This is a genomic window from Mesorhizobium sp. WSM3859, from assembly GCF_002295065.1.
GTDB lineage: Bacteria > Pseudomonadota > Alphaproteobacteria > Rhizobiales > Rhizobiaceae > Mesorhizobium.
In genome coordinates, this window is sequence record NZ_NSGG01000011.1 from 75,999 (window position 1) to 102,675 (window position 26,677).

The following is a 26,677-nucleotide window of genomic DNA, read 5'->3' on the forward strand; positions in this document are numbered from 1 at the left end:
TCGACGTGAGGCAGGGCCAAGGTCCTAATTGTGTGGGCGCCTAAACCGTCGATTTGGCTTAGGTTATCGGTGACTTTGAAGTCGACGATCACCCGCGAGATGAAGCTGACTAGTAGTCAAACGTGCTTGGGAGGGAGCTGCTGGGCGATGTCCTTGGCTTGTCAATATGTCTGAGACGGGCACTGAGTTCGTCATTTGAATGGTGCGCAAAGCCAATCTAAGTGCATGTCCGGTTCTCGGTCACAAGATTTGTCTATCATTTGGGCGCGCTACGTCGGGCCGTAAAATAACTCTGTGGATAAGTGACTGTGACGGCCTTGTGTCGTATCAGGCAAGTGCGGATTGAGTATCGATAAGCAACTTGGCTTGGGGGTTTCATGAAGCGGTTGCTTGTTGGCGCGGCAGTGCTTGCCGCGGGCGTCGTCGGCGCGGATGTTTCTGTTGTCTCTTATATTAGCGAAAGTGCGGGCGCAGTAGCGGTTGCGCAGGAGCAGCAAAGCTCTCCGGGCAATACAGCTGCGCCGGCAAATGGCTTTGGCAATGGCGGGGCAGGGTTCGGATCGGGTGCGACGGTCCCTGATGGCTCAGGGGCATCCGATCAGTCTCAGGCCGCCGGTTCCGGCGGTACGCAGTCGAGCCCGGACGAAGCAGCCAAGATCGGCGCCGCGCCATCGGATGCAGCTTCGGCCGGCAATGGGGCGGACAGTGACGCCGCCAAGTCGGGCACGGCAGCGGCGAAGACCACCGATGGCGAGGCTGCGCCTGAGGAATCGTCCGCCGCAACGGCGGCGGCGACTGCAGCCGCAACAACCACGACAACCAGCGGCGATCCGGAGGCGATCGGGACGCCGAAGGTGGACCTGCCCAAGGCCGCCGGCAACGGCAACCTCGGCTATTCGATTGCGATCGATGCGCCGGCCTTCCACGACATCGAGCCGCAGATCGCGCTCAACTACAATTCCTCGCGCAAGACCAAGCTCGGCGGCCTCTACCAGGGCTGGCTCGGCTATGCCTGGGGGCTCGACGGCATCGATGTCATCGAGCGGGCAACACCCGGCTACGGAATGCCGGCCTACGATGCCAACGACATCTATCTGCTCGACGGCCAGGCGATGGTGGCCTGCGTTGCCGGCATGGTTTCTCCTTCATGCTCGACCGGCGGCACGCATGCGACGGAGAATGAGAGCTACCGCCGCATTGCGCTGAACAGCACCACCAATGAATGGAAGGTGACCGACAGGGACGGCACGGTCTCGACCTTCCGCTCGGTGGGTGCCGTCGCCAACCTCAATCCGGGAGCGGGAACGCCGGCCTACGATCTCGCCTTCAGTTATCGCTGGCTGCTGACCTCGGTCACCGACACCAACGGCAACACGGTCACCTACAGCTACACCTGCCCGGCCAGCCCCACCTGCTATCCGTCAAGCATCACCTATAACGGCGCCAGCATCCAGTTCTACTACGAGACCCGTCCCGACCTGATCCTGATGGGCAATGGCCGCGACATCTCGGCGACCGACAAACGCATCAAGACGATCGGCATCACGGTGTCCGGCGCGGTGCGCGGCGCCTACAAGCTCATCTACGACCAGGCGCCGTTCTCCAACACCTCGCGGCTGACCCAGGCCACCCGCTACGGCACCGATGCTACCATCGCCGCCGACGGGACCATAACCGGCGGGACGTCAAAGGTCATCGCCCAGATGACCTATCAGAATGCTGACGGAGTGTATGCGACGGTAAGTGGCGCGCCCACGAGGCTAGAACCGGGGCAGGTCGGCGATTTGGACTTTGATGGTCGGGACGAGGTCTTCGGTGTGTTGTCTAGCAGCACATACGACAGCGGTGGTCACGACGGTACGCCTAGCACGACCTACACACAGACAGAATACCTTTACAAATTCGCTGCTACCGGATCGCTGTCTACGACGAACAAGATTGTGCTCGGCTCACAAGCCGACAATCCGCCGAGCCTTTTCATCGAACCGGGCCGTTTCCTTGCGACAAAGAACACAATGGATTTCGCGGACTCCGTAACAACGTCGTACACAAACGGTGCAACAGGCCATACCACTACTACCACGACCAAAGCGATCGTTAAGACTGATGCTTCTCTGGCATTGACCAAGGCGGCCTGCTCGCCGACGGCGCCAACAGGTTACGAAGCGGTTTGTAACGCTGTTGCCGCCAGAGCAATAGTTGCGGACGCTGATGGAAACGGGGTTGATGCCGTAAACCCCAGCGGCTCCACTTACCGCGTCAACGGCGTCGGCGATTTCCTTGGCAACGGCAAACAGCAGCCGCTCTACTGGGGCCCCAACGGAACCTCAACGAAGGGTGTGCTGTCGAACGGCAAATGGCAGCCGGGCGGTACGTCGTATGGCATTGCATGCTCCGCCGGCGCCTACGATGGGGGCATAGGCAGTTGCGCGCTCGCCGACATCAATGGTGACGGGGCGACCGACGTCCTTCTCTACAACGGCACCAACGGCAACAGCCAAGTCTGGCTTTCGACCGGGGTTGGTTTCAAGAGCTATACGGTCTCTCCGATGGCAGGCGCCTCTGCTGTGGTGCGCGATTTCGACAACGATGGACGTACTGACGTCATCACCATTGGCGGCACAATAACGAGCCAGCCGGGTAGAACCGGCACGGTGAGAGTGTTCTCGCTGCGCCCCTCGTCGACAACGATGACGCCGGTGCAGTTCACACTGCCGGTTTCGCTGACGGCGGGCACTGTTGTCGGCGACTTCAACGGGGATGGGCTGCCGGACTTCACCAACTACAGCTCGATGATCATCTCGAACGCCGGGACGGGCAACCCGAACCTCATCAAGCAGATCGTGACGGAGCTCGGCGGGACGGTTGCGGTCGAGTACAGGCCGTCGTCCACCTGGACGAACAACTATCTGCCGCAGGTGGTGCATGCGGTGACGAAGCTGTCGGTAAGCGACGGCCGTGGCCAGACGGCGGTGAGCACCTACGCCTATTCGGGCGGCAAATACGATCCGGCGGCGCGCAAGTTTTTGGGCTTCGCCTCGATTGTCGAGACCAGGCCGCTGGCCAATGGCGAGACGGCGGCACCCACCGTGACGACCACCTATCGCCAGGATCTGGCGAGCTACGGCCTGCCGTCGCTGACAGTGTGGAAGGACGGTGCCGGCACCCTGCACAAGCAGGTGGCCGAGACCTATGCCGTCAACACGGCGACAAAACCTTACACCGTGCAGAACACGGCAACCGAGACAACGCTGACCGAGAATGTCACGCGCACGCTTCGGGTCGAGCGCGGCTTCGATGCCTATAACAACATCGTCAGCCTGAAGGACTATGGCCGCACCGATGTCAGCGGCGACGAGACCTGGACCGAGCGCTTCTTCTCGCCAAACACTACGGCCTATATCGTCTCTTCGCTGATTGCCGAGCGGACACATGCCGGGCTCACCGCCAGCGACCCCTATGTCGCCTACAAGCACAACTACTATGACGGCAGCACCGATGTCTGGGCGGTGCCCACCAAGGGCAACCTGACCTGGGTGCAGGCCTTCACTGATCCCGGCCTGACCAAGACGGTGAACCAGTATTTTGCCTACGACGCTTACGGCAACAAAATCGCGGCCACCAACGGTCTCGGCCACAAGACCGAGTGGGACTATGACGCGACCTATCATCTCTATCCGGTGACGGAGCGGGTGCCGCGCTATTTTGCCACCGGCGGCCAGTCTGCCGACACCCGCTTCGTCTCGACCGCGACCTTCAACCCGGTCTGCGGCCTGCCGGCGACCAAGACTGATGTCAACGGCCTGGTGAGGACCTTCACCTACGATCCCTTCTGCCGTCCCTACCAGGTCTCGCAGAGCGTCACCGGCGCCTATATCGCGACTCGCTTCGAGAACGAAGGCAATCCGGGCCTTCAATCAATCACCACATACACGCCGCTGCCCAACGACGCCGGTTCAGACTATCACCGCACGTACTATGATGGGCTCGGCCGGGTCTGGAGGCTGGAGAGCCCCGGAGAGACGGCGACAGGGCCGCAACGCATCACTGAGACCGCCTATGATGCACGCGGCAATGTTTTGCGCACCGCCTTCCCGCGCTTCAACGGCGATACGGCGCAGTGGACGACCAACTCCTATGACTGGGCCGACCGGTTGACGCTGACGGTCAATCCCGATGCCAGCCAGCGCACCTATCTTAACGAGCTCTCAACAGGCACCGGCGTCAACCCACGACTGAACGCGGTGACTGCTACCGACGAGCTCGGTCATCCGACCAAGACAGCATGGACAACGCATGGGGACATCGCGGCCATTGTCCGCGATGCCGGTGGGCTCAATCTGCCGGAGAACCGCAGCTACGACGCGCTCGGCCGGCTGATCGGGGTGACCGATCCGGGCGGCTCCAACTGGTCCTACAGCTACGACATGCTGGGCAACCGGCTGTCGGCAACCGATCCCGATCTCGGCAGCTGGACCTATGTCTACGATGCCGCCAATCGGCTCATCAGCCAGACCGACGCTAGGGGCACCGTCACCAACCTTTCCTACGACCAGATGGACCGGCTGACGCTGAAGACGGCAACACCTTCCGGTGGCAGCGCGGTGACGCTGACGCAGAACAGCTACGATCAGGCATCTGCCGGCTCCTACAACATCGGCCAGCTCACCACCTCGACCAATCCCGCCGCCACGCAAAGCTTCAAGTATGACGGTTTTGGCAAGGTTGCGCGCCAGGATGCCACGATCGGCACGCTGACCCATATCACCGTCACCACCCGCGATGCCTCAGGGCAGCCGATCGCCACGCAGTACCTGCCGGTTCAGCTCGACTTCGGCACTTCCGCCGCACCGCTGCAATACACGGCCTGTAACAAGCTTGCCTCCGCCTCCGGCTTCATCACCTCGACGCTCTATGAGGCCGATGGGCAGACGAAGGAGATCAACTACGCCAACGGCGTGAAAACCAGCTTCACCTATTCGCCGACACGGCGCTGGGTGACGCGTGTCACCACCTCGAAGGGCGCGACCGTCCTCCTCGACGATCAATATGCCCGCGACAACCTTGGCCGCATCACCGGCACGACGGGGCTCACCGCCTCCGACAGCTGGACCTATGGCTATGACAATGCCGACCGGCTGACCTCGTCGGACAATCTCGGCGACAACACGCTAGACGAAACTTTTGTCTATGCCGCCAACGACAATCTCACCTCGCGCACCCGTGTTGCGGGCACCTATGTCTATCCCGCCGCGAGTGCACCAAGGCCGCATGCGCCAATCAGTGTCGGCGCCAACGCCATGGCCTATGACGCCAACGGCAATCTGACTTCCGACGGCTCTCGCACGCTGACCTGGGACGAGGCCAACCGGCTGAAGACCGTCAGCCTCGCCTCCAACACCGTCAACCTCAGCTATGGTCCTGACGGCGCTCGAGCCAAGAAAGCCTCGACCTTCGCCACCACGCTCTATCCCGACGCTTCCGTCGAAATCGACCCCGCGACACCAGGAGCGGAGATCTACACCCGCTATCCGCATCCCGACATCAAGGTGGTCGGAGCGGCAAAATACTTCCTGCACCGCGATCACCTGGCCTCGGTGCGCATGGTCACCGACGGCGCCGGCGCCATCACCGAAGCCACCAACTATGCCACCTATGGCGAGCGCCTCAACTCAGGCTTCCAGACGCAGAAAGGATACATTGGCGAGCGCTTCGATCCGGAAACCGGGCTGCTATACCTCAATGCCAGATACATGGATCCTGTGCTGGGGCGCTTCATCTCGCCGGATGATTGGGACCCGACGCTGCCGGGCGTTGGTACCAATCGGTATGCCTATGCTCAGAATGATCCTGTCAACAAGAGTGACGCAAATGGACACATTATCGACACCGCATGGGATGCCGCTAACATAGCATACGATGTTGGGGTGATTGGCTATGGTTACTTCGCGGACGACAACGAATCTTGGCAGAATGGTTGGGTTGATTTAGGCGTCGATGCTGTTGCCGCTGCTATACCGGGCCTTCCGGCCGGATCGAGCAAGGTTGCGAGGGCTCTAGCAAAGGCTGAGGTAAAAACCGGAGTAAAGATTGCCGTCAAGGAAACCAAAACCCCGCCAAATCCTAATGGAAGCAAGGGGGCGATCGACCATCAGCAAAAGGTGAAGGACCTTGCAGACAAGGCACAGCAGGAAGTAGACAAAGGTCTACACCCTCCAGGATCTACGGTCGCTGTAGAGAGCCCTCTTGGAGGTTATGATTCAAACAGGCGACCAGACGTACAAGTGCAGGACGAAAACGGCAAGACACAGAAAGTTTTTGAAGCTGAACGTAGGCCGAATGGCAAAAGAAATCGTGCACGTGAAGACGAGTATGATCGCCTAGGCATCCCAAATGAAACCCACGGCGTCGGCCAAGGGCAAGGGAAAGGGAAATCCGATGGAAATAGCAACAAGGTAGAGCCTCCAGCCACTGACACATCAGGGCAGTAGGAGTGAACCGACTATTGGTGACGCCAAGGTAAGCAAGAAACAGGTTAATATGGCAATATGTGAATTTATCCTAATCGAAGAAGACTATCGAAAGATGCTTTCCCGCTTGCTCGCCTACGATTCGCAAATATGGTACATTCGAGCCAACTCAGATTCGGTAAAGAGTATTATTAGCAACGGTGTCGATGATCTAACTTCATCCGAAAATACATATATAGCTATCAAAAATCCTAGTTTTGCCCAAGATCTGCCAAAGGTAGCAAAGTTCGAAAAAGATGGCCATAAGTGGAGTATGTTCATCGAGCTGGAAGGCGACGGGCACTTAAAAATGAGATCGAGGAGGTTCGCTGCCCTCCAAGGATTTTTCTTCTACATTTCGATAGGATATACTACTTTTTTTGTAAGAAGCAACGGTGAGCACATACGTCCCCATGAAAACCTCATTGCGCTGTATAAAGATATTACCAATTTTACAAAAAATATTTCAAAAAGGGTGTCTTTTGGGAAAAGGACCGTGTACGTATCAAAAAGTGTACAAAGTAGCAATTTTGACTGGCATAGGGAGTTGAAAGAGAAGTCCGGTATTGTATAATACATATATGACACACATTAGTCGATTTGTGGAGTTGTAGCGACAGTGCACCCAGTCACCTGCCATGCTCGCTGTTGAAGTCCGTCGCCCCTGAACTAAGCATGTGGCTCGTCTTGCCCGGATCATCGTTCCCGGCCTGTCGCACGCAACGCAGCAATGGGGAGGACAATAATTACGGTGACGGTGCACTAATTGCCTGTCATGCTCGCAGTGGGAGTTCCTCGCTCCTGAATTGCGGTGACAGTGCACTTATTTCGGCGCTAACTGATTGAACCTCCTCAAAACCCCGCCTGATCCCGAAAAAGCTCCGCATTGTCGAGCTTCGAAACCTCGATCGCCGCCTGCGTCCTGCTCTACACGTTGAGCTTGCGCAGGATCTCCGAGACATGCGCCTTGACCGTCGTCTCGCCCGCCTGCAGCTCGTAGGCGATCTGCCTGTTGAGCATGCCTTGGTGCAGCATCTGCGGCACTCTCAGCCGCTGCGGAGTCAGCCTGACCAGCCGCAGCACCATGTCGGCGCGGCGGTGCTGTCGGGGTCCGGCGGCTGACCCTCGTACTTCTCCGGCACATAGACGGCGCCATCTATCACCGAGGATTACGGTGCCAGTGCAAACCTTTTTATCAGCCGATTTCTCATCGCCTCTCCCAAAATGCCTCGCGTCCGTGAGGCAGCGCACGCTCAGACTGGACTATTCCAAAAGGGCACCGTTGCAGTGGAAGAGGACCGTCTCACCGGCGGCATAGGTTAGCCTTAGCCCAGGCAGTCCGCGCTCGCCACAAACCTGTGATTAATAAGCCTCGTCCCCATCTTGTTTCACACGCGCGCCCAACACCGCCTGTAAACTACAAACGCACGCCCGGCCGAGAATCAGCCGCGGCTACCGGGTGGGGCGTCATGGCGACGTACAAGGCACAGGTCCTGGATGGGTTCGACTGGTGGCGCGATGAGCTTTGCGCTGCCTGGACGAGCCTTGCCCGCATGACAAGGCAGCCGAAACCTTCCGACTTCACCACTACCATTGCCGACGACGGCATCCGCGTGCATGCGGCGGGTGGGCCTGAATTCCAGTCGCCGCCGCTGCCGCTCGATGCCACCCCGGACGAGATCGCGGCACTCCTGCGCTCCGGCCGCAGGCATCCTTCTGTAGCCATCCGCGTCGACAGCGCGATTCTGCTTAAGCGGCAGCTTGGCGCGCGGCGGCTGCCCGTGCGGCAGGCGCGCGACATGGCCGAGCTCGACCTGATGGCCTCGACGCCGATCGACCTGTCGAAGGTCCATATCGTCTTTGCCGACAGGGCGGATGGCGGCTCGTCCTACCTCGTCGTCAAGAAGAGGACCGTGGCGGCGGCGCTGGAGGCGATCAAGGCGGTCGGCGGCGATCTCGCCTCGCTGAGCATCGCAGATGCTGGACAGATGCTGAGGCCCGACGCGCTCAGCCTGGCGGCGATCTGCCCCGCCCGCGCGCGCGATCGGTTTGCGCGGCGCGCCTGGACCGCTGCCGTCGCAACCGTCCTTCTTGGCTTTGTTGCGACCTATGGTCATGCGCAGTGGCGCAGCTGGCAGGCCGGCAGCGTGTTGGACGACGAGATCGCCAGGGCTCAGGTCGAAGCCCGGAAAGCGCGGGCCTCGCTGCAGAAGCGCCAGGCCGAGCTCGAGCAGACCGAAAAGCTGCGCGCCGAGAAGAAGAACGCGGTGCCTGTGGTGCGCATTCTGGCGGAGCTGACGCGGCTCCTGCCCGACAGCGCTTGGGTGAGCGATCTCTCCTCAAAGGGCGATCAGCTGACGATCACCGGCTTCTCCACCTCCGCCGCCGACTTGATCCAGCCCATCGACGCCTCGCCGCTGTTTTCCGCGCCGGAATTCTCCTCGCCGGTGACCAGGGTTCCGGGACAGACCGGCGAGCGCTTCACCATCACGGCCAAGGTGGAGGAGCCCTGAACCGATGCTGACCGCGATCCTCAACAGCCGCCTTTTGGTCCGCCGCTTCCTGGCCCTGACTATCGCCGCCTTCGGCGTGCTGATGGCCGGCTGGCTGATCTTTGCCGCGCTGGGCAGCATCGCTTCGGCAAGCGCCGACATCGACCAGAAACGCGAGACGCTGGGCCAGATCGAGGCCGTGGTGGCGTTGGCCAAGACGATGGAGGCCTCCGCCTCGCCGGCCGCGGCCGCCGGCAATGGCGAGTTCCTGTCCGGCGAGAGCGAAGCGGTCATTCGCGGCGCCCTTCAGACGAGGCTGAATGCGATGGCCGCCTCGAACAAGCTAGTGGTGCTGTCGGCCGGCAACGCGCCGGCGCTCAACGAGGACGGCGTCGCCTATCTCGGCCTGCGCGCCAATGTCTCGGGCACGGTAGAAGGCGTTCACGGCCTTATGCTCAGCCTCGAAACCACGCTGCCAGTGCTGTTCGTCCGCGAAGCCACCTTGCGGGTCACCAACGTCGTCCCATCCGAAACTCCGAACGTCGAGCCGGAGATCTTTGGCGAAGTGCTGTTCTATGGCGCGCTGCCGCCGGGCATAGCCACGGCCGCGGCAGGGGCGGCGCCATGATCCGGCTCGGGGTGGCGCTCGGTCTCGGTCTTGCCGCCGCCGCGCTGGCGCTCACCAATGTCTTGCTCTACGAAACGCCGGTCGACATCTCGCCGACCGCCCCATCTGCGCAGCGCAACATGCGCGAAGCACCGGCCGGCGCCCCGGGTCTGCCTGCAGCCGCAGATAGCACCGGCTTTGCCGAGACCTTCGCGCGCCCATTGTTCACGCCGACGCGGCGCAAATTCGTCGCCGTCGCCGAACGGGCGCCGGCGCCTGCCCAAGTGGCGTCGGATTCCACTCCGCCGGCCCAGCCGGTGGCGAGCGCGCCGCCCCTTCAGGCGCCCGCGCTGCTCGGCATCAGCATCAATGGCGCCAGTGCGCGCGCCCTGCTCAAATCGGCAGGCGCTGAAACGGCCAACTGGTACGGCAATGGCGAGACCATCGACGGCTGGACGGTGGCAAACGTCGAGAAGGATGCGGCGACCCTGGAGCAGGGCGGGAAATCGGCCCGCATCCTGCTCTACCCGCCGGCGCCGACGGCCACCGGAGGCGGCGATGGCCTTTGATCGGTACAACGATGCGGGTTTCGCGCTGGTTGCCGTGCTGGTGTTCATGCTGATCGTCTCCGCGATCGTCGCCCCCTTCGCGCTGACTGCGCGCGGCCGGCTGATGATCGCTGCCAACGAGACTGAGCAGCAGCGGCTCGCGATGGTCGCCGACGGCCTGGTCAATGTCGTGGCCAGTGAGTTGTTCGACGGTTCGGCGACGTCGAAATTGCCGCAAAATGCCCAGCCCGTGCGCTGCCATGCCGGACATTTCAGCTTCGAGCTCAGCGTCCAGGATCACCGCGGCCTGATCGATCTCAACGCCGCCACCGACGAGTTGCTGGCGCAAGGCCTTGCGTCGTTCGGCTTCGATCCGCGGATGGCGGGCGAGATCGCCAAGGCCATCGCCGCCTTCAGAAGCCCGCCCACCGCCTTTGCCGCCGGCACGCAGCCGCGCTCTTCGCTCGGCCCAAGTCAAAACAAGTTCGCGGCCTTCGAATCCGTATCGGAATTGCGGGAATTTTCCGAGCTCGCCTCGATCCCTTTGCGCGATCTCTACGCAATCTTCACCGTCGATCTCAAACAGGGAGCGATCCTTTTGGCCAAGGCTCCGAACAGGCTGCGCAATTTCGTCAACACGGCGTCGCAGGCCGAGCAGCCAACCGATCCGGACAAGAACGGCGGCAGCCTCTATACGGTCGAGGTCACCGCACGTCGCGACGATTCGGGCATTGCCGGCCAGGCCGGGCTCGTGGTCGAGAGATCGGCGCTGGCCGCCACGGGCTTCGTCCGGCTCTTGCGCATGCCCGCCGCCGGAATCGACAGCCCTGCCGCATCGGTGCCCGCCATCGGTTGCGACGGACTTTTTGGCACGACCGTGGCGCAGATATTGGCCCGCTGGAGCTAGACCATGAACGCCGCGCTCCAGACTTCCCGCATCGAAGCTTTTCTCGCCTTCCTGGAGAGCGAAAAAATCCTCACCGCGCACAGCGTCCAGCGGGCCCTGGGCGCGGCGAGCACATCGGGGCATCCGTTCGACACGGTGATGACCGAACTCGGCCTGATCGGCGAGCAGGAGCTGGCCAGCAGCCTATGTCGTTTCCTCGACGTGCCAATGCTTGCCGAGCTGCCGGAGGAGCTGAGGCCGCAGATTCTGGCCAGCGTGCCGCTCTCCTATCTCAAGGAAAACGCCGTGCTGCCGCTGGAGATGGACGAACGCCAGCTGGTCGTGGCGGTGGCGGATCCTTTTTCGTCGGCGACCATCGATGCGCTGGCCTTCCACTGGGAAAGGACACCGTCGCTGCGCGTCTTGCCGCGGCGCATGATCGGCGAATGCATCGACCGGCTGGAGCGCTCGGCGGCGGAAGCGGTATCGCTCGAAGCCGGCAGCGCCGGGCTGGCCGATTTCGGCTCGGACGATCTCGAGCGTCTGAAGGATTTCGCCCGCGAGGCGCCGATCGTTCGCTTCGTCGCCGACACCATCCACCGCGCCGTCGATGCCAAGGCGACCGATATCCATATCGAGCCGCTCGAGGACCACGTTCGCATCCGTTTCCGCAACGACGGCATGCTCTCCGTTGTCGACACGGCTCCGTCGGCGATGCTGTCCGGTGTCTCGACACGCATCAAGATCCTGGCGCGGCTGAACATCGCCGAGCGACGGCTGCCGCAGGACGGGCGCTTGCGCATTGCCGTGCGCGGCCGCGATGTCGATCTGCGCGTCTCGGTCATCCCGTCGATCCATGGCGAGGCCATCGTGCTGCGTATCCTCCACCGCGCAGGCGTCGAGCTGCGCCTGGAAAAGCTCGGCTTCGACGAAGCCGCACAGGCCAAGATCCGGCAGATGTCGCGTGGTGCCAACGGCATCGTGCTGGTGACCGGCCCGACCGGCAGCGGCAAGACGACGACGCTTTACTCGGTCCTGGCCGAGTGCTCCCGGCCCGATGTCAAGGTGTTCACCGTCGAGGACCCGGTCGAATACCGCATGGCCGGCATCACGCAGTTGCAGGTCAACCCGGCGATCGATCTCGATTTCGCCACGGCGCTGCGCTCGATCCTGCGCCAGGATCCCGACATCATCCTGCTCGGCGAAATTCGCGACCGCGAGACGGCGCAGATCGCCATCCAGGCGGCTTTGACCGGCCATCTGGTGTTTTCGACCTTGCACACCAACAGCGCGGCCGGCGCGCTGACGCGCCTGCGCGACATGGGCGTCGACGGCTATCTGCTCGGCGCCACCATTCGCGGCGTAATCGCACAGCGCCTGCTGCGGCGCGTCTGCCCGGCCTGCCGCGGCGCCGACAATGTCGCGTCCTGCAAGAGCTGCAACGGGTCCGGCTATAGCGGGCGCACGGTGACATACGAGATGCTGCAAGTTTCACCGCGCATCGCGGCTCTCATCGACGAGGGCGCCAGCGAGCTGGAGATCGGCAAGGCGGCTTCGGAAGCCGATCTGATACCGATGGCCGTGCACGTGGCCACGCTGGTCGAGCGTAGAGTCACCACATTAGAGGAAGTGCGGCGCGTCATCGACCTCGGTGGAGGCGGCTGATGCCGGCATTTGCCTATCGCGCCTATCTCGCCGATGGCGCCCGGGAGAGCGGAGTCGTCGAGGCGCCGACCAAGCAGGAGGCCGCCCGCAAGCTCGCCCAGCAGGGCCGCCGCTCCTACCATCTGGTGCCGGCAAGCGAGGAGAAGGCGCAGATCAGGCTGCCGGGCAAGGCCAGCCTCACGCTGACGCGGCGCGTCGATCTCAGCCGGCTTTTTGCCGAGCTTTCGGTGCTGCTCAATGCCGGTTTCACCATCGACCGCGCCTTGAACGCGGTGATTTCCGGCGAGGGCAACGCTGCCAGGCGCCAGCAGCTGCAGACCGTGTTGGACCTCACCACAGGTGGGCGCTCCATCGCCGATGCCTTCCTGACCTTGTCCGGCATCACGCCGGATGTCGCCGCCCTGCTTGCCAGCGGCGAGCGCAGCGGCAAGATGGCCTTTATCTGCCAGCGCCTGGCCGATGCATTCGAGGCCAGGGCCAAACGCAGGACTTCGATCATAGAGGCGCTGACCTATCCAGCCTTCCTGCTCCTGGTGATGTGCGGCGCCATGGTCATATTGGCGACGGTGCTGGTGCCGGCGCTGGAGCCGATCTTCGAGGGGTCTTCCGCCCGCAAGCCTTTCACCATGCGCATGCTCTCCGCCTTCGGCCGCGTCTTCAACGACTATCCGTTCGTCTTCCCGCTCGCTGCCTTGCTGGCGCTGCTCTTCTATCTCGCCCTCTCGAAGTCTCCCGCGGCGAAAAGCGCCTTCTCGCGCTGGCTTCTCAAAGTGCCGGTGATCGGCCCGCTGGTCCTCAACGCGGTGCTTGCCCGCTATCTCGAAACCATGTCGCTGCTGCTGGGTAACGGCGTCACGATGAGCGAGGCGCTGCGGCTGGCGACCAATGTTTCGCAGCAGGCATCGTTGAAAGCGAGCTTTGCCGCCATCGAGGAGGAAGTGGCGAATGGCGCGCGGCTGCACAATGCCGCCGCCAATGCCAAGCTGTTCGACAATGCCACAATGTCGCTGATCTCGCTTGGTGACGACGCCAACGCGCTTCCCGTCGTGCTCGACCGCGCCGGCAAAATGCTGCAGTCGGCGGTGACGCGTCGCATCGACACGCTGCTGAAGCTGCTGACGCCGGCGATGACGATCTCGCTCGGCTTCCTTGTCGGCAGCCTGGTTGTCTCGGTGATGACGACGATCCTCAGCATCAACGATCTGGCGCTGCAATGAGGACATTCGCCGCCGCGCCGCAACGAGCGGAGACCACTGCCGGCTTCACCTTGATCGAGATGATGGTCGTGCTGGCCATCATTGCCGTCCTCGCTGCAATAGCGGCACCCGGCATCGTCCAGCGATATCGGTCGGACAGTCTAGATACGCTATCGAACGAAATCGTTTCGCGCATGCGCATGTCGCGCATGCGCGCGATCGCCACGGCCCGGCCGCAGCAGATCGTCATCGATATCGGCGGCCGCACGATCCGGTTTGCGGACAGGCCTCTGCTCGGTCTGCCCGCGGATGTCAGGATGACCGTCACCACCGGCCACGAAACGGTGCAGGGCGACCGCCAGGCGGCCCTGACCTTCCTTCCCGATGGTAGTTCGTCTGGCATTGAAATCGACCTGCGGCGCGGCGGCCAAGCGTCGCATATCGCGGTGAACTGGCTGACCGGGCTCGCCAGCGGGACGATGAAGCCATGACGCCGGCGGACAGCGAAGATGGATTCTCGATCCTCGAAATGATCGTCGCCATGACCATTCTGGCGTTGGTCCTCGGCATCGCCAGCCAGACGATCGTGCTTGCCAGCCGCAGCATCGTGGCCGCGCGGGAACAGTTGGAAGCGGCACGCAAGGTCCGCGCCATCATGGCGCAATACGACGCCGATGCCGAAAGCGGCGGAACGGCCGGACTCGGCGCGCTCGCCCAATCCGGCTGGACGGTCAAGGTTCGGCCGATGGGGGATGGCAAGGCAAAGCTCGATGCCATCGTCATTGAAAAGAGCGGGACAGCGGCGGGAACATTTCTCACCTTCGTGCCTGCCGGGCGGCGGGGTCCGCAATGAGCGGCCTGTTTTCTCAGGCGACCTCGTTCCTCGCAGCTTCGTCCCATCGAAGGACGCAGCATCTCCAAAGGAAAGCGCCTACCGGGCGAACGCACCGGGCAACCGACCGATCTTCGATCGAGGGATTTGCGCTGATCGACGTACTGGTTGGCCTCGCCCTTGTGGGCGTGGTTTCCGCGCTGATGGTCACCTTTCTCGGCCATGCGCGAACGATGATACGTATCCAGAACGCCACCCAGATGCAGATGGAGGTGGACTCCGCGGCACGGTTTCTCGAAACCGCGCTCGGCAATGCCGAGGCCCTGCCTCTCATGCAGTCGACACCCGACGACGTGATCTATTTCAGCGGCGGACCCGACCGGCTGCAGTTCAACGGCATCATGGCGATCGGCTTCGGCTCGTCCGCGCTGAGGCAGATCGTGATCCAGCCCACCGGCAACAGCCTGACCGTCATTCAGATGCCGCGGCGGGGCGGCGCGGCGGGGGCCGATGACAAGACGGGCAATGTGACCGTGCCGCTGATCGCCGGCGTGACCGGCATGCGCTTCGAATATCTCGACGGCTCGAAGGGATCATGGTCAGCCGATTGGAAGCTCAACCGCCGCCTTCCGGCCGCCATCCGCTTCAAGATATCCGTCGCCAGGGATGGCGCGACCTATGCGTCCGACGGCTTTGCGCGGCTGAACCTGGCAAGCCTGCAGGGCGGGCGCGATAACTGACGGCAATCTCTTGTTCGCCCCGGCTCTGCCCGGCTCCAATCAGAACGCGTTCATCAGTTCGCTACGTCCTGATCCTCGCCGGCCCCGTCAGGGTTGCCGTCGCGGCCTAAGCTTCTGATCACGACACCGCTGGCATCGGCCTTGAGCTCATAGATATACGGCTTCCCCCACGGATCGGTAAGACCACTGGTCGTCTTCAGATACGGACCGTTCCAATGCGTTTCGCCGGGCGGCGCCGTCACCAGCGCCTTGAGGCCTTCGTCGTTGGAGGGGTATTTGGCGTTGTCGACATAGTAGAGTTCGAGCGCGCTCTCGATGTTCTTGATCTGCGCTTTGGCCGCGCTGGTGCGGGCGGAACCCAGATAGCGCAGCACCTGCGGCGCCACTAGCGTGGCGATCAGCGCGATAATGGCCAGCACGACCAAGAGCTCGACCAGGGTGAAGCCGGCTTCGCTATCGTGGGGCCGTTCGCTTTCGGTCCTGCCCCGTTTGTATCCGGTCAAGCCGATACGATGGAAAACCTGCATCACAGCATCCCCAAATTCAGTCCGAAAAATTGTTCGAGCATCCAGCTGCAAGCCAGTCCGAGCGCGATGAACGGCCCGAACGGAACACGCATTCGCGCCGCTGCGGGCCCAGCGGCAACGACTTGCCCGCCGACAAACAGCAGCGCGGCAGCGCTCGCGACGAACAGCAGCACCGGCGATAGCAAAGGGTTGATCCACAGCGCCGCCGCGCCCAGCATCTTCACGTCGCCAAGGCCGAGGCCGATCCTGCCCGTGAGCAGGAAATGACCGCGCCGCAGCGCCCAGAAGACGGCCAGCGTCAATGCGGCGATGAGCACCTGCATGACCGCATTGTCGCGCTGGACGCTCATCTGGAAACCAAACCCGCTCACCGCGAGCGCGATGTTGAGTGGGTCGGGAATGACCTGCCGCCTGAAGTCGACGACGGCAATGGCCATCAGGATGTTGGCCAGGACCAAGCCGGCGACGATCAGGATGGCGACATCCGTTTGCATCGTCAGTAGGCCAGTCTCTTCACATCCTGCCGCAGCTTGGTGCCGCCGCGCCGCTGCTGGATTGGCGTTTGCAGATTGATCTTCCCACGGAACTCTTCCGTCACCTCGCGGGCCTCGTTGATATCGCGAACGACATGCGGCTGGATGAAGATGATCAACTCGGTCCGCTTGATGCCGTCATCCTTCTGCTTGAACGCGTTGCCGATAACCGGAATGTCGCCGAGGATCGGCACCTGGGTGCGGCCGACGCTGTTTTTTTCCTGAATGAGGCCGCCAAGCGCGAGCGTCTCGCCATCATTGACCATTACGCGCGTTTGGACCTTGCGCTGCTGGATTGTCGGCGAATCAATGCCGGAGCTCCTCGTTGGGGTGGCGTCGCTGACCTCCTGCTGGATGTCGAGCATGACGCGACCTGCGTTGTTGATGCGCGGCGTCACCGTCAGGATGACGCCAGTGTCCTTCATCTCCACCGAGTTGATGATCGGCGCGGTGCCGTTGCCGGTGTCCTGGGATTGCTGGGTCAGGATCGGCACCTGGTCGCCGACCTGCAGGATCGCTTTCTGGTTGTTGAGCGCCATGATCGTAGGCGCCGAAATGACGTTGACGTCGGTTATCGAGGAGAGTGCGTTGAGCGTCACCTGGATGTTGTCGGTCGCGTAGCTCCAGCTGAAACCTCCCATGAAGGCGGAGGCGGCGCCCTTGGCCAGGTCGGACACCGAGACCTTGGTGCCGCCATTCTCGAAGAACCAGCGCAGGCCGTATTTCAAATCGTCGTCGAGCGTGACCTCGGCGATCACCGCTTCCAGCATGACCTGCGTCGGCAAGACGTCCACCTTGGCCAGGATCTGCTGGATGCGCTCATAGTCGCGCGCCGTGGTCTGGATCAGCAGCGCATTGTTTTCGACATCGGCGACGACCGTGGCATGGGCAGGGCCCTCGCTGTCCTGCTGAGGCAGTGAAGGCGATGGCCCGGTCAGCGGCGCCGGCGTGACGCCGTCCGACTGCATGGCGATCGGCGTCATGTCGGGCGACACATTGGAGCCGGCTGAGCCTCCTTCGGTCTTGACCGTGGTGCCGAGAACCGAACTCAGCACGGACGCCAGTTCCTTGGCCGGCCGGTTCTGGATCTGGTAGACGAAAAGCTGCTGCTCGTTGGTCTCGGCAAGCCGGTCCAGCTTGCCGATCCAGGTCGCGGCGCGCGCCAGATAGGCGGGACGCGACGTGATCACCAGCACCGAGTTCAAACGATCGTTGGGGATGAACTGGATCACCTTGGCGCCGGGACCGTCCTTGGTGCCGAAGATGGAATCGAGCTCCGTCGCCACGGCCTCCGGCTTCGAGGCCTTGAGCGGATGCAGCGCCACCGACATGCCCCGCATCCAGTCGACGTCGAACACCGAGACCGCCTCGCGGATTGCCGCGAGATCGGTGTTGTTGCCGGCGACGGTGATGAGGTTGCGCGTCGAATCCACCCGCAGCACTGAACCCTGCCGCGTGATCGGCTCGAGGATGGTCTTCATCTCATCGGCGGCGATGAACTGCAGCTGGATGACCTGTACTTTCACGCCGGGACCAGACGGCGAGACGGAGGGCACGCTGACCGCCGGCGTGCTCGACAAAGTCTCCGACAGCGGCACGACCTGGTAGGTGCCGGCGCGCTTGACGATGCCGGCGCCGTTCACGGCCAGCGCCGATTCCAGAATATCCGACAGTGCCTCCTTGGACACCGGCTTCGAGGTCTGCAGCGTCACCGTGCCCTGGACGCGCGGGTCGACGACGTAGTTAACCTGAAGCGCATCGCCAAGCACCGCCTTGGCCGCTTGCGCCACCGGCGCATTGACGAGGTTGAGCTCATACTTCCCGCTGCCGTCGCCCGTCACCTGGGCGACCGGCGCGGAGGAACCGACGAAGTCGCCTGACCCCTGATACTGCGCGCCATTGAAGCGCTGCGCCCGCTCCGCCGCCAAGCCGATGGTCGCGGGTCCGGTATAGCCCGCCCGCAGGGGCGAATTCTTGGCATGCAGGCTCTCGACGGTCTCGGTGAAGAAATCCCCGCCCGACGGCGACTGGCAACCGCCGATCGCCACCAGCAAGCAAAACACGACGCGACTGACTGACTTCCCTAGCATCCACCCGATTCCCCCGGTGGTTTACTTTAGGGCTTCGTGCGGGCGGATGTCGGGATTGATGGAGATGTTCGGAGTCTATCCACAGGGTTGGTGGGTTCAGGTCGGATTAGGGCAGTCCCTGTCAATAGAAACAAACTTTCGGTGCTCAGCTGCATTGTCGGGACCGCTAGTCCGGCCCCGGTCACGATCAAGCCGGCAAAGGCACAGAATTACTGTATCAACTTCTGCATAAATTTATGTTAAATTCAGGAAAGCTCGATACTGCCCAACGGTTCGAAGGAATCATATTTACCAAAATATAGCTTTAATTTATCTCCGATATTTACCACGGATGACGTATCAACTTTAACTGGCTCTCGAATATCGGTAGAGAACATCACGCCAATCCGACGCAACTCAGATTGTGCTCCTTCTGGCGTTCGCCAGATTTTGTCTATGTTAATCTTCAATGCGCTCTCAGTGAATTTTCCCCGCAATATTAATGCCTTTTTTGAGAATTTGAATGCTTTAAGTCGTATGAAATTGAAAATTCCTACGTTTCACGTGTCATTATATAAGCTTCAAGCGGTCCATATCCAATATAAAAGTTCAAAGCTCCTCCCGGCGAAAATCCCCAATGTTCGGGAGGGCCGACCTCGTTCCCAACTTCACTTAAATTCCTCCCTATTGAGAACGTGCCAATCGATGCATCATTGATGATATCACGCATTCCTATTTCATTTATTATTGGCATTGTTTCCGCCTTTGTCACTGTTGCCGCCGCCGCCGTCGTTGCCGTTTCCATTGCCATTATTGTTGTTGTTTTTTTGTCGGCCTTTACTAGCATCCAGCGGCCACAAGCACGCCTCAAGAAGAATTTTGATTACCATTGTTCGAACTTTTCGACCGCTGCTTCCATCAAAGTTGGACGACAAACCTTGCGATCAGGAAAGTCCATACTCAGTCCAGGTAACCTGAAGATAAGAGAGGCGCTTGAGGCGGGCCTAGCCAGCGCCGATATAGAATCGGAATTCGGGCGAATTGGGCCCCGGAACCATAAGGAACGATACGGGAAAATTCGCGTTTTGGTGCCCACGAAAAAGATAATAAAATCAGCTGCTTATTGACGTCCTCCGGGCCCACCAACTATTACGTATCAAAGCCTTACGCTTATTTCCTCGGGAATTAAGCGGGCGCTGCCAGATAAATTGATGAGTTTTGGATCGAATGATTTTGGGCCCGTTGGTTAATTTCTCCGTGGGCTATGCAAAGACCGCCTTCTATCACAGCCAGCGCGATCTCCCGCCGACGCAGTGGCGCGGGACGGGGCATTCTCTTGGATGTCCATTCGGACCCTCCGACGCGTGCTGAAGCCTGGTAACTCCAGTCTCCTCGGTCCGGTCCGAATAACCTCCTGAAGCCACGCCTAGATCACCGTCTCTCCTCCATCGATAACCAGAATCTGGCCCGTCATGTACGAGGACCGGTCGGACACAAGAAACAGCACCGCCTCCGCGATTTCCTCGACGCTTGCCCAACGACCAAGCGGCACTTTTTCGCGGATGTAGGCTTCGATGGCCTCCCGGCCTCCCATCTGGGCGATGAAAGGGCCATTGAAGGGCGTGTCGACCCAACCGGGGCAAAGCGCGTTGACGCGAATGCCGAAGCGGCCATAGTCGCCCGCCATCTGCTTCGTCATCGCGATCACCGCGTGCTTGGTCGTCGTATAGGCGATCATCTCGCGGTCGTAGAGCACGCCGGAACTCGACGACGTGTTGAGGATGACCCCGCGACCCTCCTTTTTCATGAACGGCATGACGATGCGGGCGCCGAGGAAGTGAGCACGCACGTTGAGCGTCCAGGACGTGTCGAAGCCTTTGACGCTCACACCGAGCACGTCACCCTCTACCTGTACGCCGGCATGATTGTGCAGGATGTCGATCCTGCCTTGTGTGTCGATGAAATTGCGGAAACAGGCTTCAAGCGCCTGATCGTCGGTCAGGTCGAACACAAGCGCTTTCGCTCGGCCACCAGCAGTAACAATCTGGTCGACGGTCGCGTTCGCGCTGTCAGCGCTGCGGTCCGCCACGCCGACCACCGCACCCTCGCGCGCGATAATCAGAGCTGCCGCCCTGCCGATGCCCGATCCTGCCCCGGTGACGATCGCGGTCCTGTCCTTCAGGATCATCTTTCAGCCCCTTTCTCCCTGGCCCGTAATCCTGCATCATCCGGCGAACGAGCCTCGCCAGCTTGGGTGCGCGCCGATCAACCTCTGGGGGAAAAAACAGGTATGTACGACTTCGGCCCCTTCAAGTTCGAGTCGAAGCAGGATTTTTTCGACAAGGCAATCCGTTTCTGGAATCCCGACAAGACCAGGTTCTGGCAGAAAGCCGGGATCGATCTGGTGATCGGCAGGCGGGAAGGTTATTTCCTCTACGACATGTCGGGCCGCCGCCTGATCGACCTGCACCTCAATGGTGGCACCTACAATCTCGGTCACCGCAATCCGGAACTGGTCGAGACGCTGAAGAGCGCGCTCGATTGTTTCGATATCGGCAACCACTGGTTTCCCTCCGTGGCGCGGACGGCGCTGGCCGAATCCCTCGTCAATGTCTCACCGGGAATGAGATATGCGATCTTCGCGCCGGGCGGCGCCGAGGCGGTGGACATCGCCATCAAGAGCGCTCGCTATGCCACCAAGCGGCGCAAGATCGTGTCAATCATCAAGGGTTATCACGGGCATTCGGGGCTCGCGGTGGCGACCGGTGACGATCGCTTCACCAAGATCTTTCTTTCCGACCAGCCGGAGACGTTCATCCAGGTTCCCTTCAACGATATCGACGCCATGGAGCAGGCGCTGAAGGGCGAAGACGTCGCGGCGCTGATCATGGAGACGATCCCCGCCACGTACGGCTTCCCGATGCCGAAGGACGGCTATCTCAGCGCCTGCAAGGCGCTGTGCGAAAAGCATGGCGTGATATACATCGCCGACGAGGTTCAGACCGGCCTGATGCGGACCGGCAGCATGTGGGGCTGGCAGGCCTATGGCGTCCAGCCGGATATCATGGTGACGGCAAAGGGCCTGTCCGGCGGCCTCTATCCGATCAGCGCGACGCTGGTGGACGACAGGGCCGGTGGCTGGCTCAGCGAGGACGGGGCGGCCCATATCTCGACGACCGGCGGGGCCGAACTCGGCTGTGTCGTTGCTCACAAGGTCATCGAGATGCTGCAGCGACCCGAGCTGGTGGCCAATGTCGGCACCGTGACCGAGTTCATGGCGCAGGCCATGCGCGAGATGCTGATTCGGCACGCCGACATCTTCACCGGGGTGCGCCAGAAAGGCGTGATCCTCGGCCTGGAATTCAGCAATCACAGCGAAGGTGCCGTCTTCGTGTCGCGTGCACTCTACGAGCAGGGCGTCTGGGCGATCTTCTCCTCGCTGGACAAGCGGGTGCTGCAGTGGAAGCCCGGCGTGCTTCTGGATCGCGAAACCTGCCAGGACATCATGGATCGTTTCGATGCGGCAATGCCGCGCGCCCGGGAGCTGCTGCATCAGGCAGGCAAGGCGAATTGACATGGTCCAAACCTAGTTGAAACTGCCAGGCCTCCAGTGCGGGCTGGCGGTTGGACTTGCTGGGATCGCAGGGTTCCGGCAGGGGACAAGGGTGCAAAGATAGGGCAGGACGGACAGTGACGGATTTCGACGCGCTCACCCATGACCAGCGACTCAGCATCCTGCAGGAGACGGCTGAGGCGGCCATCGCCAACTACGATCTGCCGGCGGACGTCTCCGTCGCGATGATCAACCTGTCGGAGAACGCAACCTATAAGGTTGCGGCTCCCGACGGCCGGCGCTGGGCGCTCCGCATCCATCGCGACGGCTACCATTCAAGGACGGCCATCCAGTCCGAACTGGCCTGGCTGACCGATTTGCGCCAGACCGGGATCGTGCCCACCCCCGTGCCGGTGGCGGGCAAGGATGGCGAGCAGATCCAGCGTGCCGGCCATGCCAGGCTGGCGCAACCCCGCAATGTCGTGCTGTCGCAATGGGAGACCGGTTCGGAGCCGGGCATAGGCGAAGCGCTCGCCGAACCTTTCGAGGTGCTTGGCGAGGTGACGGCTCGCATGCACATCCACGCCCGGCAATGGAAGCGCCCATCTTGGTTCACTCGCCATGTGTGGGATTTCGAGACAAGTCTCGGCGAGGAAAACCCCCATTGGGGGCGCTGGCGTGACGGCATGGGCGTCGACGCCGCGAAAGCCAAACTCTTTGGCCGCACCGCGGAGCTGATCTGCCGCAGGCTCGCCGCCTTCGGCAAGGGTCATGACCGCTTTGGCCTCATCCATTGCGACCTGCGGCTCGCCAATCTTTTGATCGACGGCAAGACGGTCAAGGTCATCGACTTCGACGACTGCGGTTTCGGCTGGTTTATGTACGACGCCGCTACACCCGTCTCTTTCTACGAGCATGAGCCGCAGGCAACCGATCTCATCCAGTCGTGGACGACCGGCTATCGCCGCGTGCTTGACCTGCCCAGGGCGGACGAGGACGAAATCCCGACCTTCGTGATGCTGCGCCGCCTGTTGCTGGTTGCCTGGATCGGCTCGCACGCTGAAACGGACCTCGCCAAGTCGATGGGCTTCCCATACACCGAGGGAACGGTCGGGCTGTGCGAGGCCTATCTGAGCAAGTTTTCCTAATGCATGTCGCCCAGAAGTGTGCGCGGTTCTGGTACAACGACATGCATCAAAACAGAGACTTAAAGCGCGTCTCCTGAATCCGGTTCAGCGCGACGCGCTTTAAGAGCAATTCCAGGAAAGTGTGAAACGGTTTTCGGTGCGGAATAGCGTCAAAAAATTGGAGATAGAGCGGTTCGCGACGAACAGCTTTATGCCAGGGCCTCCAAGCTCTCCGGCAGGATCTGGCCGCCATCGACGATGATCGTCTGTCCCGTCACGTATCCGGCTTCCTTCGACGCAAAGTAGAGTGCGGCGTAGCCGATGTCCTCCACGGTTCCAAGCCGCTTGAGCGGGACAGAGGCGGCCATCGTCTTCTGGTAATCATCGCCCAGGCCGACTAGGCCCTCGGTGATGATGTTGCCCGGCATAACGGCGTTGACGGTGATGCCGTATTTGGCCAGCTCGATGCAGGCGGTGCGCATGAAACCGAGCTGCCCCGCCTTGGTGGCGCCGTAGTGCGACCAACCGGGGAAGCCGGTGACCGGGCCGGTGATCGACGACGTCAGCACGATGCGGCCCTGGTCGGATCTCTTGAGGTAGGGAACGACTGCCTTGACCGCGTGGAAGGTACCCTTGAGGTTGGTGTCGACAACCTCGTCCCATTGTTTTGAAGTCATGTCCTCGAGCCGGGCCTGCGGGAAAATTCCGGCATTGGCGCACAACACGTCGATGCCCCCGTTTCTCCCGGCCACTGTCCCAAAAGCGCTCTCGATGCTGGCGAGCGAGGTGACATCGCCAACCACGCCAAAGGCGCCGTGGCCGATCTCGGCGGCAGCGGCTTCGGCCTGGTCGAGATGGCGCGCGATGATGGCGACCTTGGCGCCAGACAGCGCGAACACCCGCGATATGCCCTTGCCGATGCCTTTCGATCCGCCGGTAACAACGACGGACCGGCCCTTCAAAGACTGGGTCATGATCTGAAGCTCCAAAATGAGACGGGGACAGAGTGATACCCTGTCCCCGTTGTCGCAAGGATTTCTGGACGGTAGCGCTTTAGCCTTCGTTCACCATGTGACCGATGTTGTCGTACGCCTTGGGGTTGGCGGACTTCAGCACGAAGCCCCAGATCAGGCCGACGATAAGGATCGCAAGCCCGACATAGGGGATGCTCCTGGCGAAGCCATTGGTGCCGCCGAGCGTCGCGAGATTGGCCACCAGCGTGTAGACGAGGACCAGTTGGACCACGAGCGAGATCAACGGCGCGATGACCGTCGTCAGCATGCTGCCGCCGCCGTTCTTCTTGAACCACATGTAGATCGCCAGCGAGACAACGGCCTGCAGCACCAAAAGCAGTCCGGTGCCAAGCACAGCAAACAGCGTATAGACGCCAAGCCAGGCCTGTCCTGACGGATCGTCGAAGCCGTAGGCCAGACCGTAGAGCAGCACCCATACTGCCGCCAGCACCGACTGCAGCGCCGAGGCCTTGTGTGGGCTCTTGTGGTGATCATGCGTCTCTGCGATCGCCTGCGGCAGGACGCCTTCGCGCGCCAGCGAATACAAATAGCGTGAAGCGGTGTTGTGGAAGGCCATGCCGCAGGCGAAGGAACTGGTCAGGATCAGAAGCGACATCAACTGGTAGCCCCAGCTGCCGACAAAAGTCTGAATGGGCGTCAGGAAGAAGTTCACCCCGTCGGAGAAGGCCTTGGCCACCATGTCGGCCTCGGTGGGATAGGCCGCCACCGCGCACCAGCTGACGAAGGTGTAGAACAGGCCGAGGCCAATGACCGAGATCAGCAGCGATTGCGGAATGATGCGCTTGGGATCGCGGGATTCCTCGGCATAGTTCGGCGCCATCTCGAAGCCGACCCAGGACCAGAACGCCATGAAGATGCCGACGGCCGCCGCGCCCGCGGGGATGGCCACGGTTCCGACTGTCTGCTCGGCGACAGGCGTGAACACCTTGAACACATTCAGCGAGTCACCGGAAAAATTCGTCCCGCCATGAGCGAAAAGCACGCCCAGCGAGAAGATCACAAGCATGATCACTTCAAGAATGAGGGCGATCCCGAGCAGTCGTGCCGACACCTTCACGTCGCGATAGGCGAGTGCCGCGATGACCACGATCATGGCGAGCGCGAGCACGATCCACGGCACGTTGATGCCGAAGTGCTGGGAAATCCAAAGATTGCCGAAAAACGCAAACAAACCAGTGAGCGAGGCCTCGAACAGCGAGTAGCAGGCGAGCGAGCCAATGCCGGCCGACATGCCGACCTCGCGGCCGAGCCCTTGGCTGATGAATGAGTAGAAGCCACCGACGGACGATACCCGCGATGCCATCGCCGCATAGCCGACCGAGAAGATGGTCAGCACGATCGTCGCCATCAGGAAGGCGGCCGGCGTGTATTTGCCGATACCGTAGCCTGCCGCGAACGGCACATTGCCCAGCATCGCCGACATTGGCGCCGCGCCGGTGACGGCCAGAAAGAGCACCCCCGCAAGCCCCACGGCTTTCGAGTGCAAAAGGTTGATGCTGTTACTCTTCGAGACGTCGATCGTCCCGCTTGCAGTTTCCGTGACCATGAAGCCCTCTCCATTCGTGACAGCTGTATGCAGTTCCCCGCACGTGGCGGCCGATGTGTCCCGGCCTGCGAGTGCTGCATTGACACTACGGACGCGGCATCACTTTGCCAAGGCCATGATTTTGCAGAGCTCGGCGCTCGACATGACGTGGCAATAGATCATGTTGATGATTTCGAGCTCCTTGCGATGAAGCTCGTCGGTCGCCGCCGCGCAGCAATCCTCGATCACTATGACGGCAAAGCTTTCATCCGCCAGGCTGCGCACCGTCGAAGACACGCACTGGTCCGTGAAGATGCCGCAACAGATGACGTTCCTGATGCCGAGATTGTGAAGGATGAGGCGCAGATTCGTCCCGGTCAGCGCGGAATCGGTGGTCTTGGTCACCACGATTTCGTCGCCTGCCGGCTGAAGCTCGGCAACGAGCTGCGATGCCGCGTCGTTCTTTGGCAGCAGCAAATTGTTCCAGCCCGGCATTTTTTGGGAGAGCGAGCGGTCGCGCCCGTCCTTGGTATGGCAGGCGATGCGGGCGAAAAGGCATTCGATGCCATTTGCCCGTGCCAACTCCAGCAATCTTGCCGTGTTCGGTATGACCGCGCCGTGCATGCGCTCGTGGAACGGCGTCCACAGATCGTAGCGCTGCTGTTCCTGCGGTGAAAGCGACGCGCGATCCGGCCGTTCCAGGTAGGTGTTTTGAACGTCGATGATCAGGATGGCGGTCTGTGCCGGCACCAGCACCGGATCATCCGGCTCGGGTGCGCCGAGGTAGTAGAGCGAACGGAATCCGGTTTTCCAGCTCATGCGGTCCTTTCAGAA

Annotated in this window: 21 protein-coding genes and 1 pseudogene; 13 read left to right on the plus strand and 9 right to left on the minus strand. The window is 61.5% G+C overall.

The genetic code is table 11. The features are described from left to right. The first annotated feature begins 377 nt into the window (after nucleotides 1-377). Nucleotides 378-6,491, plus strand: a complete 6,114-nt coding sequence (locus tag CK230_RS33185; RefSeq protein ID WP_176480175.1) for an RHS repeat-associated core domain-containing protein — start codon at nucleotides 378-380, stop codon at nucleotides 6,489-6,491. Between the two features lie 870 nt (nucleotides 6,492-7,361). Here the strand turns inward: CK230_RS33185 and CK230_RS22010 are convergent. After that, a pseudogene (locus tag CK230_RS22010) lies at nucleotides 7,362-7,675 on the minus strand (LuxR C-terminal-related transcriptional regulator); the annotation flags it as partial. Between the two features lie 303 nt (nucleotides 7,676-7,978). Between CK230_RS22010 and CK230_RS22015 the strand changes: the two are divergent. The 9 genes from CK230_RS22015 (at nucleotide 7,979) to CK230_RS22055 (ending at nucleotide 15,475) form a co-directional block, all read left to right on the plus strand. Further along, a complete protein-coding gene (locus tag CK230_RS22015; RefSeq protein ID WP_095819249.1) occupies nucleotides 7,979-9,022 on the plus strand; it encodes a PilN domain-containing protein in 1,044 nt (347 codons plus the stop codon). A 4-nt stretch (nucleotides 9,023-9,026) separates the two neighbouring features. Next, the gene (gene gspM, locus CK230_RS22020; RefSeq protein WP_095819250.1) at nucleotides 9,027-9,629 is read left to right on the plus strand and encodes a type II secretion system protein GspM; all 603 of its coding nucleotides are present in this window, start codon (nucleotides 9,027-9,029) and stop codon (nucleotides 9,627-9,629) included. Continuing rightward, nucleotides 9,626-10,177: a hypothetical protein gene (locus CK230_RS22025; RefSeq protein ID WP_095819251.1), complete on the plus strand. Its 552-nt coding sequence runs from the start codon at nucleotides 9,626-9,628 to the stop codon at nucleotides 10,175-10,177. Before gspM ends, CK230_RS22025 begins: the two co-directional genes overlap by 4 nt. Next, entirely contained in the window at nucleotides 10,167-11,063 is an 897-nt protein-coding gene (locus CK230_RS22030) for a hypothetical protein (RefSeq protein ID WP_095819252.1), read from the plus strand. Before CK230_RS22025 ends, CK230_RS22030 begins: the two co-directional genes overlap by 11 nt. 3 nt (nucleotides 11,064-11,066) lie before the next feature. Then, on the plus strand, nucleotides 11,067-12,707 hold the full coding sequence (locus CK230_RS22035) for a GspE/PulE family protein (protein WP_095819253.1): 1,641 nt from the start codon (nucleotides 11,067-11,069) through the stop codon (nucleotides 12,705-12,707). Next, entirely contained in the window at nucleotides 12,707-13,924 is a 1,218-nt protein-coding gene (locus CK230_RS22040) for a type II secretion system F family protein (protein ID WP_095819254.1), read from the plus strand. Before CK230_RS22035 ends, CK230_RS22040 begins: the two co-directional genes overlap by 1 nt. Continuing rightward, nucleotides 13,921-14,394: a GspH/FimT family pseudopilin gene (locus tag CK230_RS22045; RefSeq protein WP_095819255.1), complete on the plus strand. Its 474-nt coding sequence runs from the start codon at nucleotides 13,921-13,923 to the stop codon at nucleotides 14,392-14,394. Before CK230_RS22040 ends, CK230_RS22045 begins: the two co-directional genes overlap by 4 nt. Further along, complete coding sequence (locus CK230_RS22050) at nucleotides 14,391-14,756, plus strand: prepilin-type N-terminal cleavage/methylation domain-containing protein (protein ID WP_095819256.1); 366 nt, start codon at nucleotides 14,391-14,393, stop codon at nucleotides 14,754-14,756. The genes CK230_RS22045 and CK230_RS22050 overlap by 4 nt, the downstream gene beginning before the upstream one ends. Nucleotides 14,757-14,968: 212 nt before the next feature. Next, entirely contained in the window at nucleotides 14,969-15,475 is a 507-nt protein-coding gene (locus CK230_RS22055) for a type II secretion system protein GspJ (RefSeq protein WP_245430016.1), read from the plus strand. 53 nt (nucleotides 15,476-15,528) lie between these two features. Here CK230_RS22055 and gspG read toward each other — a convergent pair whose 3' ends face one another. From gspG to CK230_RS32625, 4 genes are all read right to left on the minus strand, one after another. Then, nucleotides 15,529-16,002, minus strand: coding sequence for a type II secretion system major pseudopilin GspG (gspG, locus tag CK230_RS22060; protein ID WP_095819258.1), 474 nt, complete (start codon nucleotides 16,000-16,002; stop codon nucleotides 15,529-15,531). Then, a complete protein-coding gene (locus CK230_RS22065; RefSeq protein WP_095819259.1) occupies nucleotides 16,002-16,496 on the minus strand; it encodes an A24 family peptidase in 495 nt (164 codons plus the stop codon). The genes gspG and CK230_RS22065 overlap by 1 nt, the downstream gene beginning before the upstream one ends. A gap of 2 nt (nucleotides 16,497-16,498) precedes the next feature. Next, the gene (gspD, locus tag CK230_RS22070) at nucleotides 16,499-18,625 is read right to left on the minus strand and encodes a type II secretion system secretin GspD (RefSeq protein WP_095819260.1); all 2,127 of its coding nucleotides are present in this window, start codon (nucleotides 18,623-18,625) and stop codon (nucleotides 16,499-16,501) included. Nucleotides 18,626-18,870: 245 nt separating this feature from the next. Then, nucleotides 18,871-19,074: a hypothetical protein gene (locus tag CK230_RS32625; RefSeq protein WP_141246072.1), complete on the minus strand. Its 204-nt coding sequence runs from the start codon at nucleotides 19,072-19,074 to the stop codon at nucleotides 18,871-18,873. Between the two features lie 246 nt (nucleotides 19,075-19,320). On the opposite strand from CK230_RS32625, the gene CK230_RS33190 reads away from it, so the two are divergent. Next, entirely contained in the window at nucleotides 19,321-19,731 is a 411-nt protein-coding gene (locus CK230_RS33190) for a hypothetical protein (RefSeq protein ID WP_176480176.1), read from the plus strand. A gap of 299 nt (nucleotides 19,732-20,030) precedes the next feature. Here CK230_RS33190 and CK230_RS22075 read toward each other — a convergent pair whose 3' ends face one another. Then, nucleotides 20,031-20,792: an SDR family oxidoreductase gene (locus tag CK230_RS22075; protein ID WP_095819261.1), complete on the minus strand. Its 762-nt coding sequence runs from the start codon at nucleotides 20,790-20,792 to the stop codon at nucleotides 20,031-20,033. Between the two features lie 102 nt (nucleotides 20,793-20,894). Between CK230_RS22075 and CK230_RS22080 the strand changes: the two genes are divergently transcribed. Together CK230_RS22080 and CK230_RS22085 are read left to right on the plus strand one after the other, a co-directional pair. Further along, nucleotides 20,895-22,178, plus strand: coding sequence for an aspartate aminotransferase family protein (locus tag CK230_RS22080; protein ID WP_095819262.1), 1,284 nt, complete (start codon nucleotides 20,895-20,897; stop codon nucleotides 22,176-22,178). 116 nt (nucleotides 22,179-22,294) lie between these two features. Then, nucleotides 22,295-23,305, plus strand: a complete 1,011-nt coding sequence (locus tag CK230_RS22085) for a phosphotransferase enzyme family protein (protein ID WP_095819263.1) — start codon at nucleotides 22,295-22,297, stop codon at nucleotides 23,303-23,305. A 188-nt stretch (nucleotides 23,306-23,493) separates the two neighbouring features. Here CK230_RS22085 and fabG read toward each other — a convergent pair whose 3' ends face one another. The 3 genes from fabG to CK230_RS22100 all read right to left on the minus strand — a co-directional run bounded on the left by fabG (nucleotide 23,494) and on the right by CK230_RS22100 (nucleotide 26,662). Continuing rightward, nucleotides 23,494-24,258 carry a 3-oxoacyl-ACP reductase FabG gene (gene fabG, locus CK230_RS22090; RefSeq protein WP_095819264.1) on the minus strand — a complete coding sequence of 255 codons (765 nt, stop codon included), beginning with the start codon at nucleotides 24,256-24,258 and terminating at the stop codon, nucleotides 23,494-23,496. A gap of 79 nt (nucleotides 24,259-24,337) precedes the next feature. Further along, the gene (locus CK230_RS22095; RefSeq protein WP_095819265.1) at nucleotides 24,338-25,864 is read right to left on the minus strand and encodes an APC family permease; all 1,527 of its coding nucleotides are present in this window, start codon (nucleotides 25,862-25,864) and stop codon (nucleotides 24,338-24,340) included. Nucleotides 25,865-25,963: 99 nt separating this feature from the next. After that, entirely contained in the window at nucleotides 25,964-26,662 is a 699-nt protein-coding gene (locus CK230_RS22100; protein ID WP_095819266.1) for a cysteine hydrolase family protein, read from the minus strand. Nucleotides 26,663-26,677 lie beyond the last annotated feature (15 nt).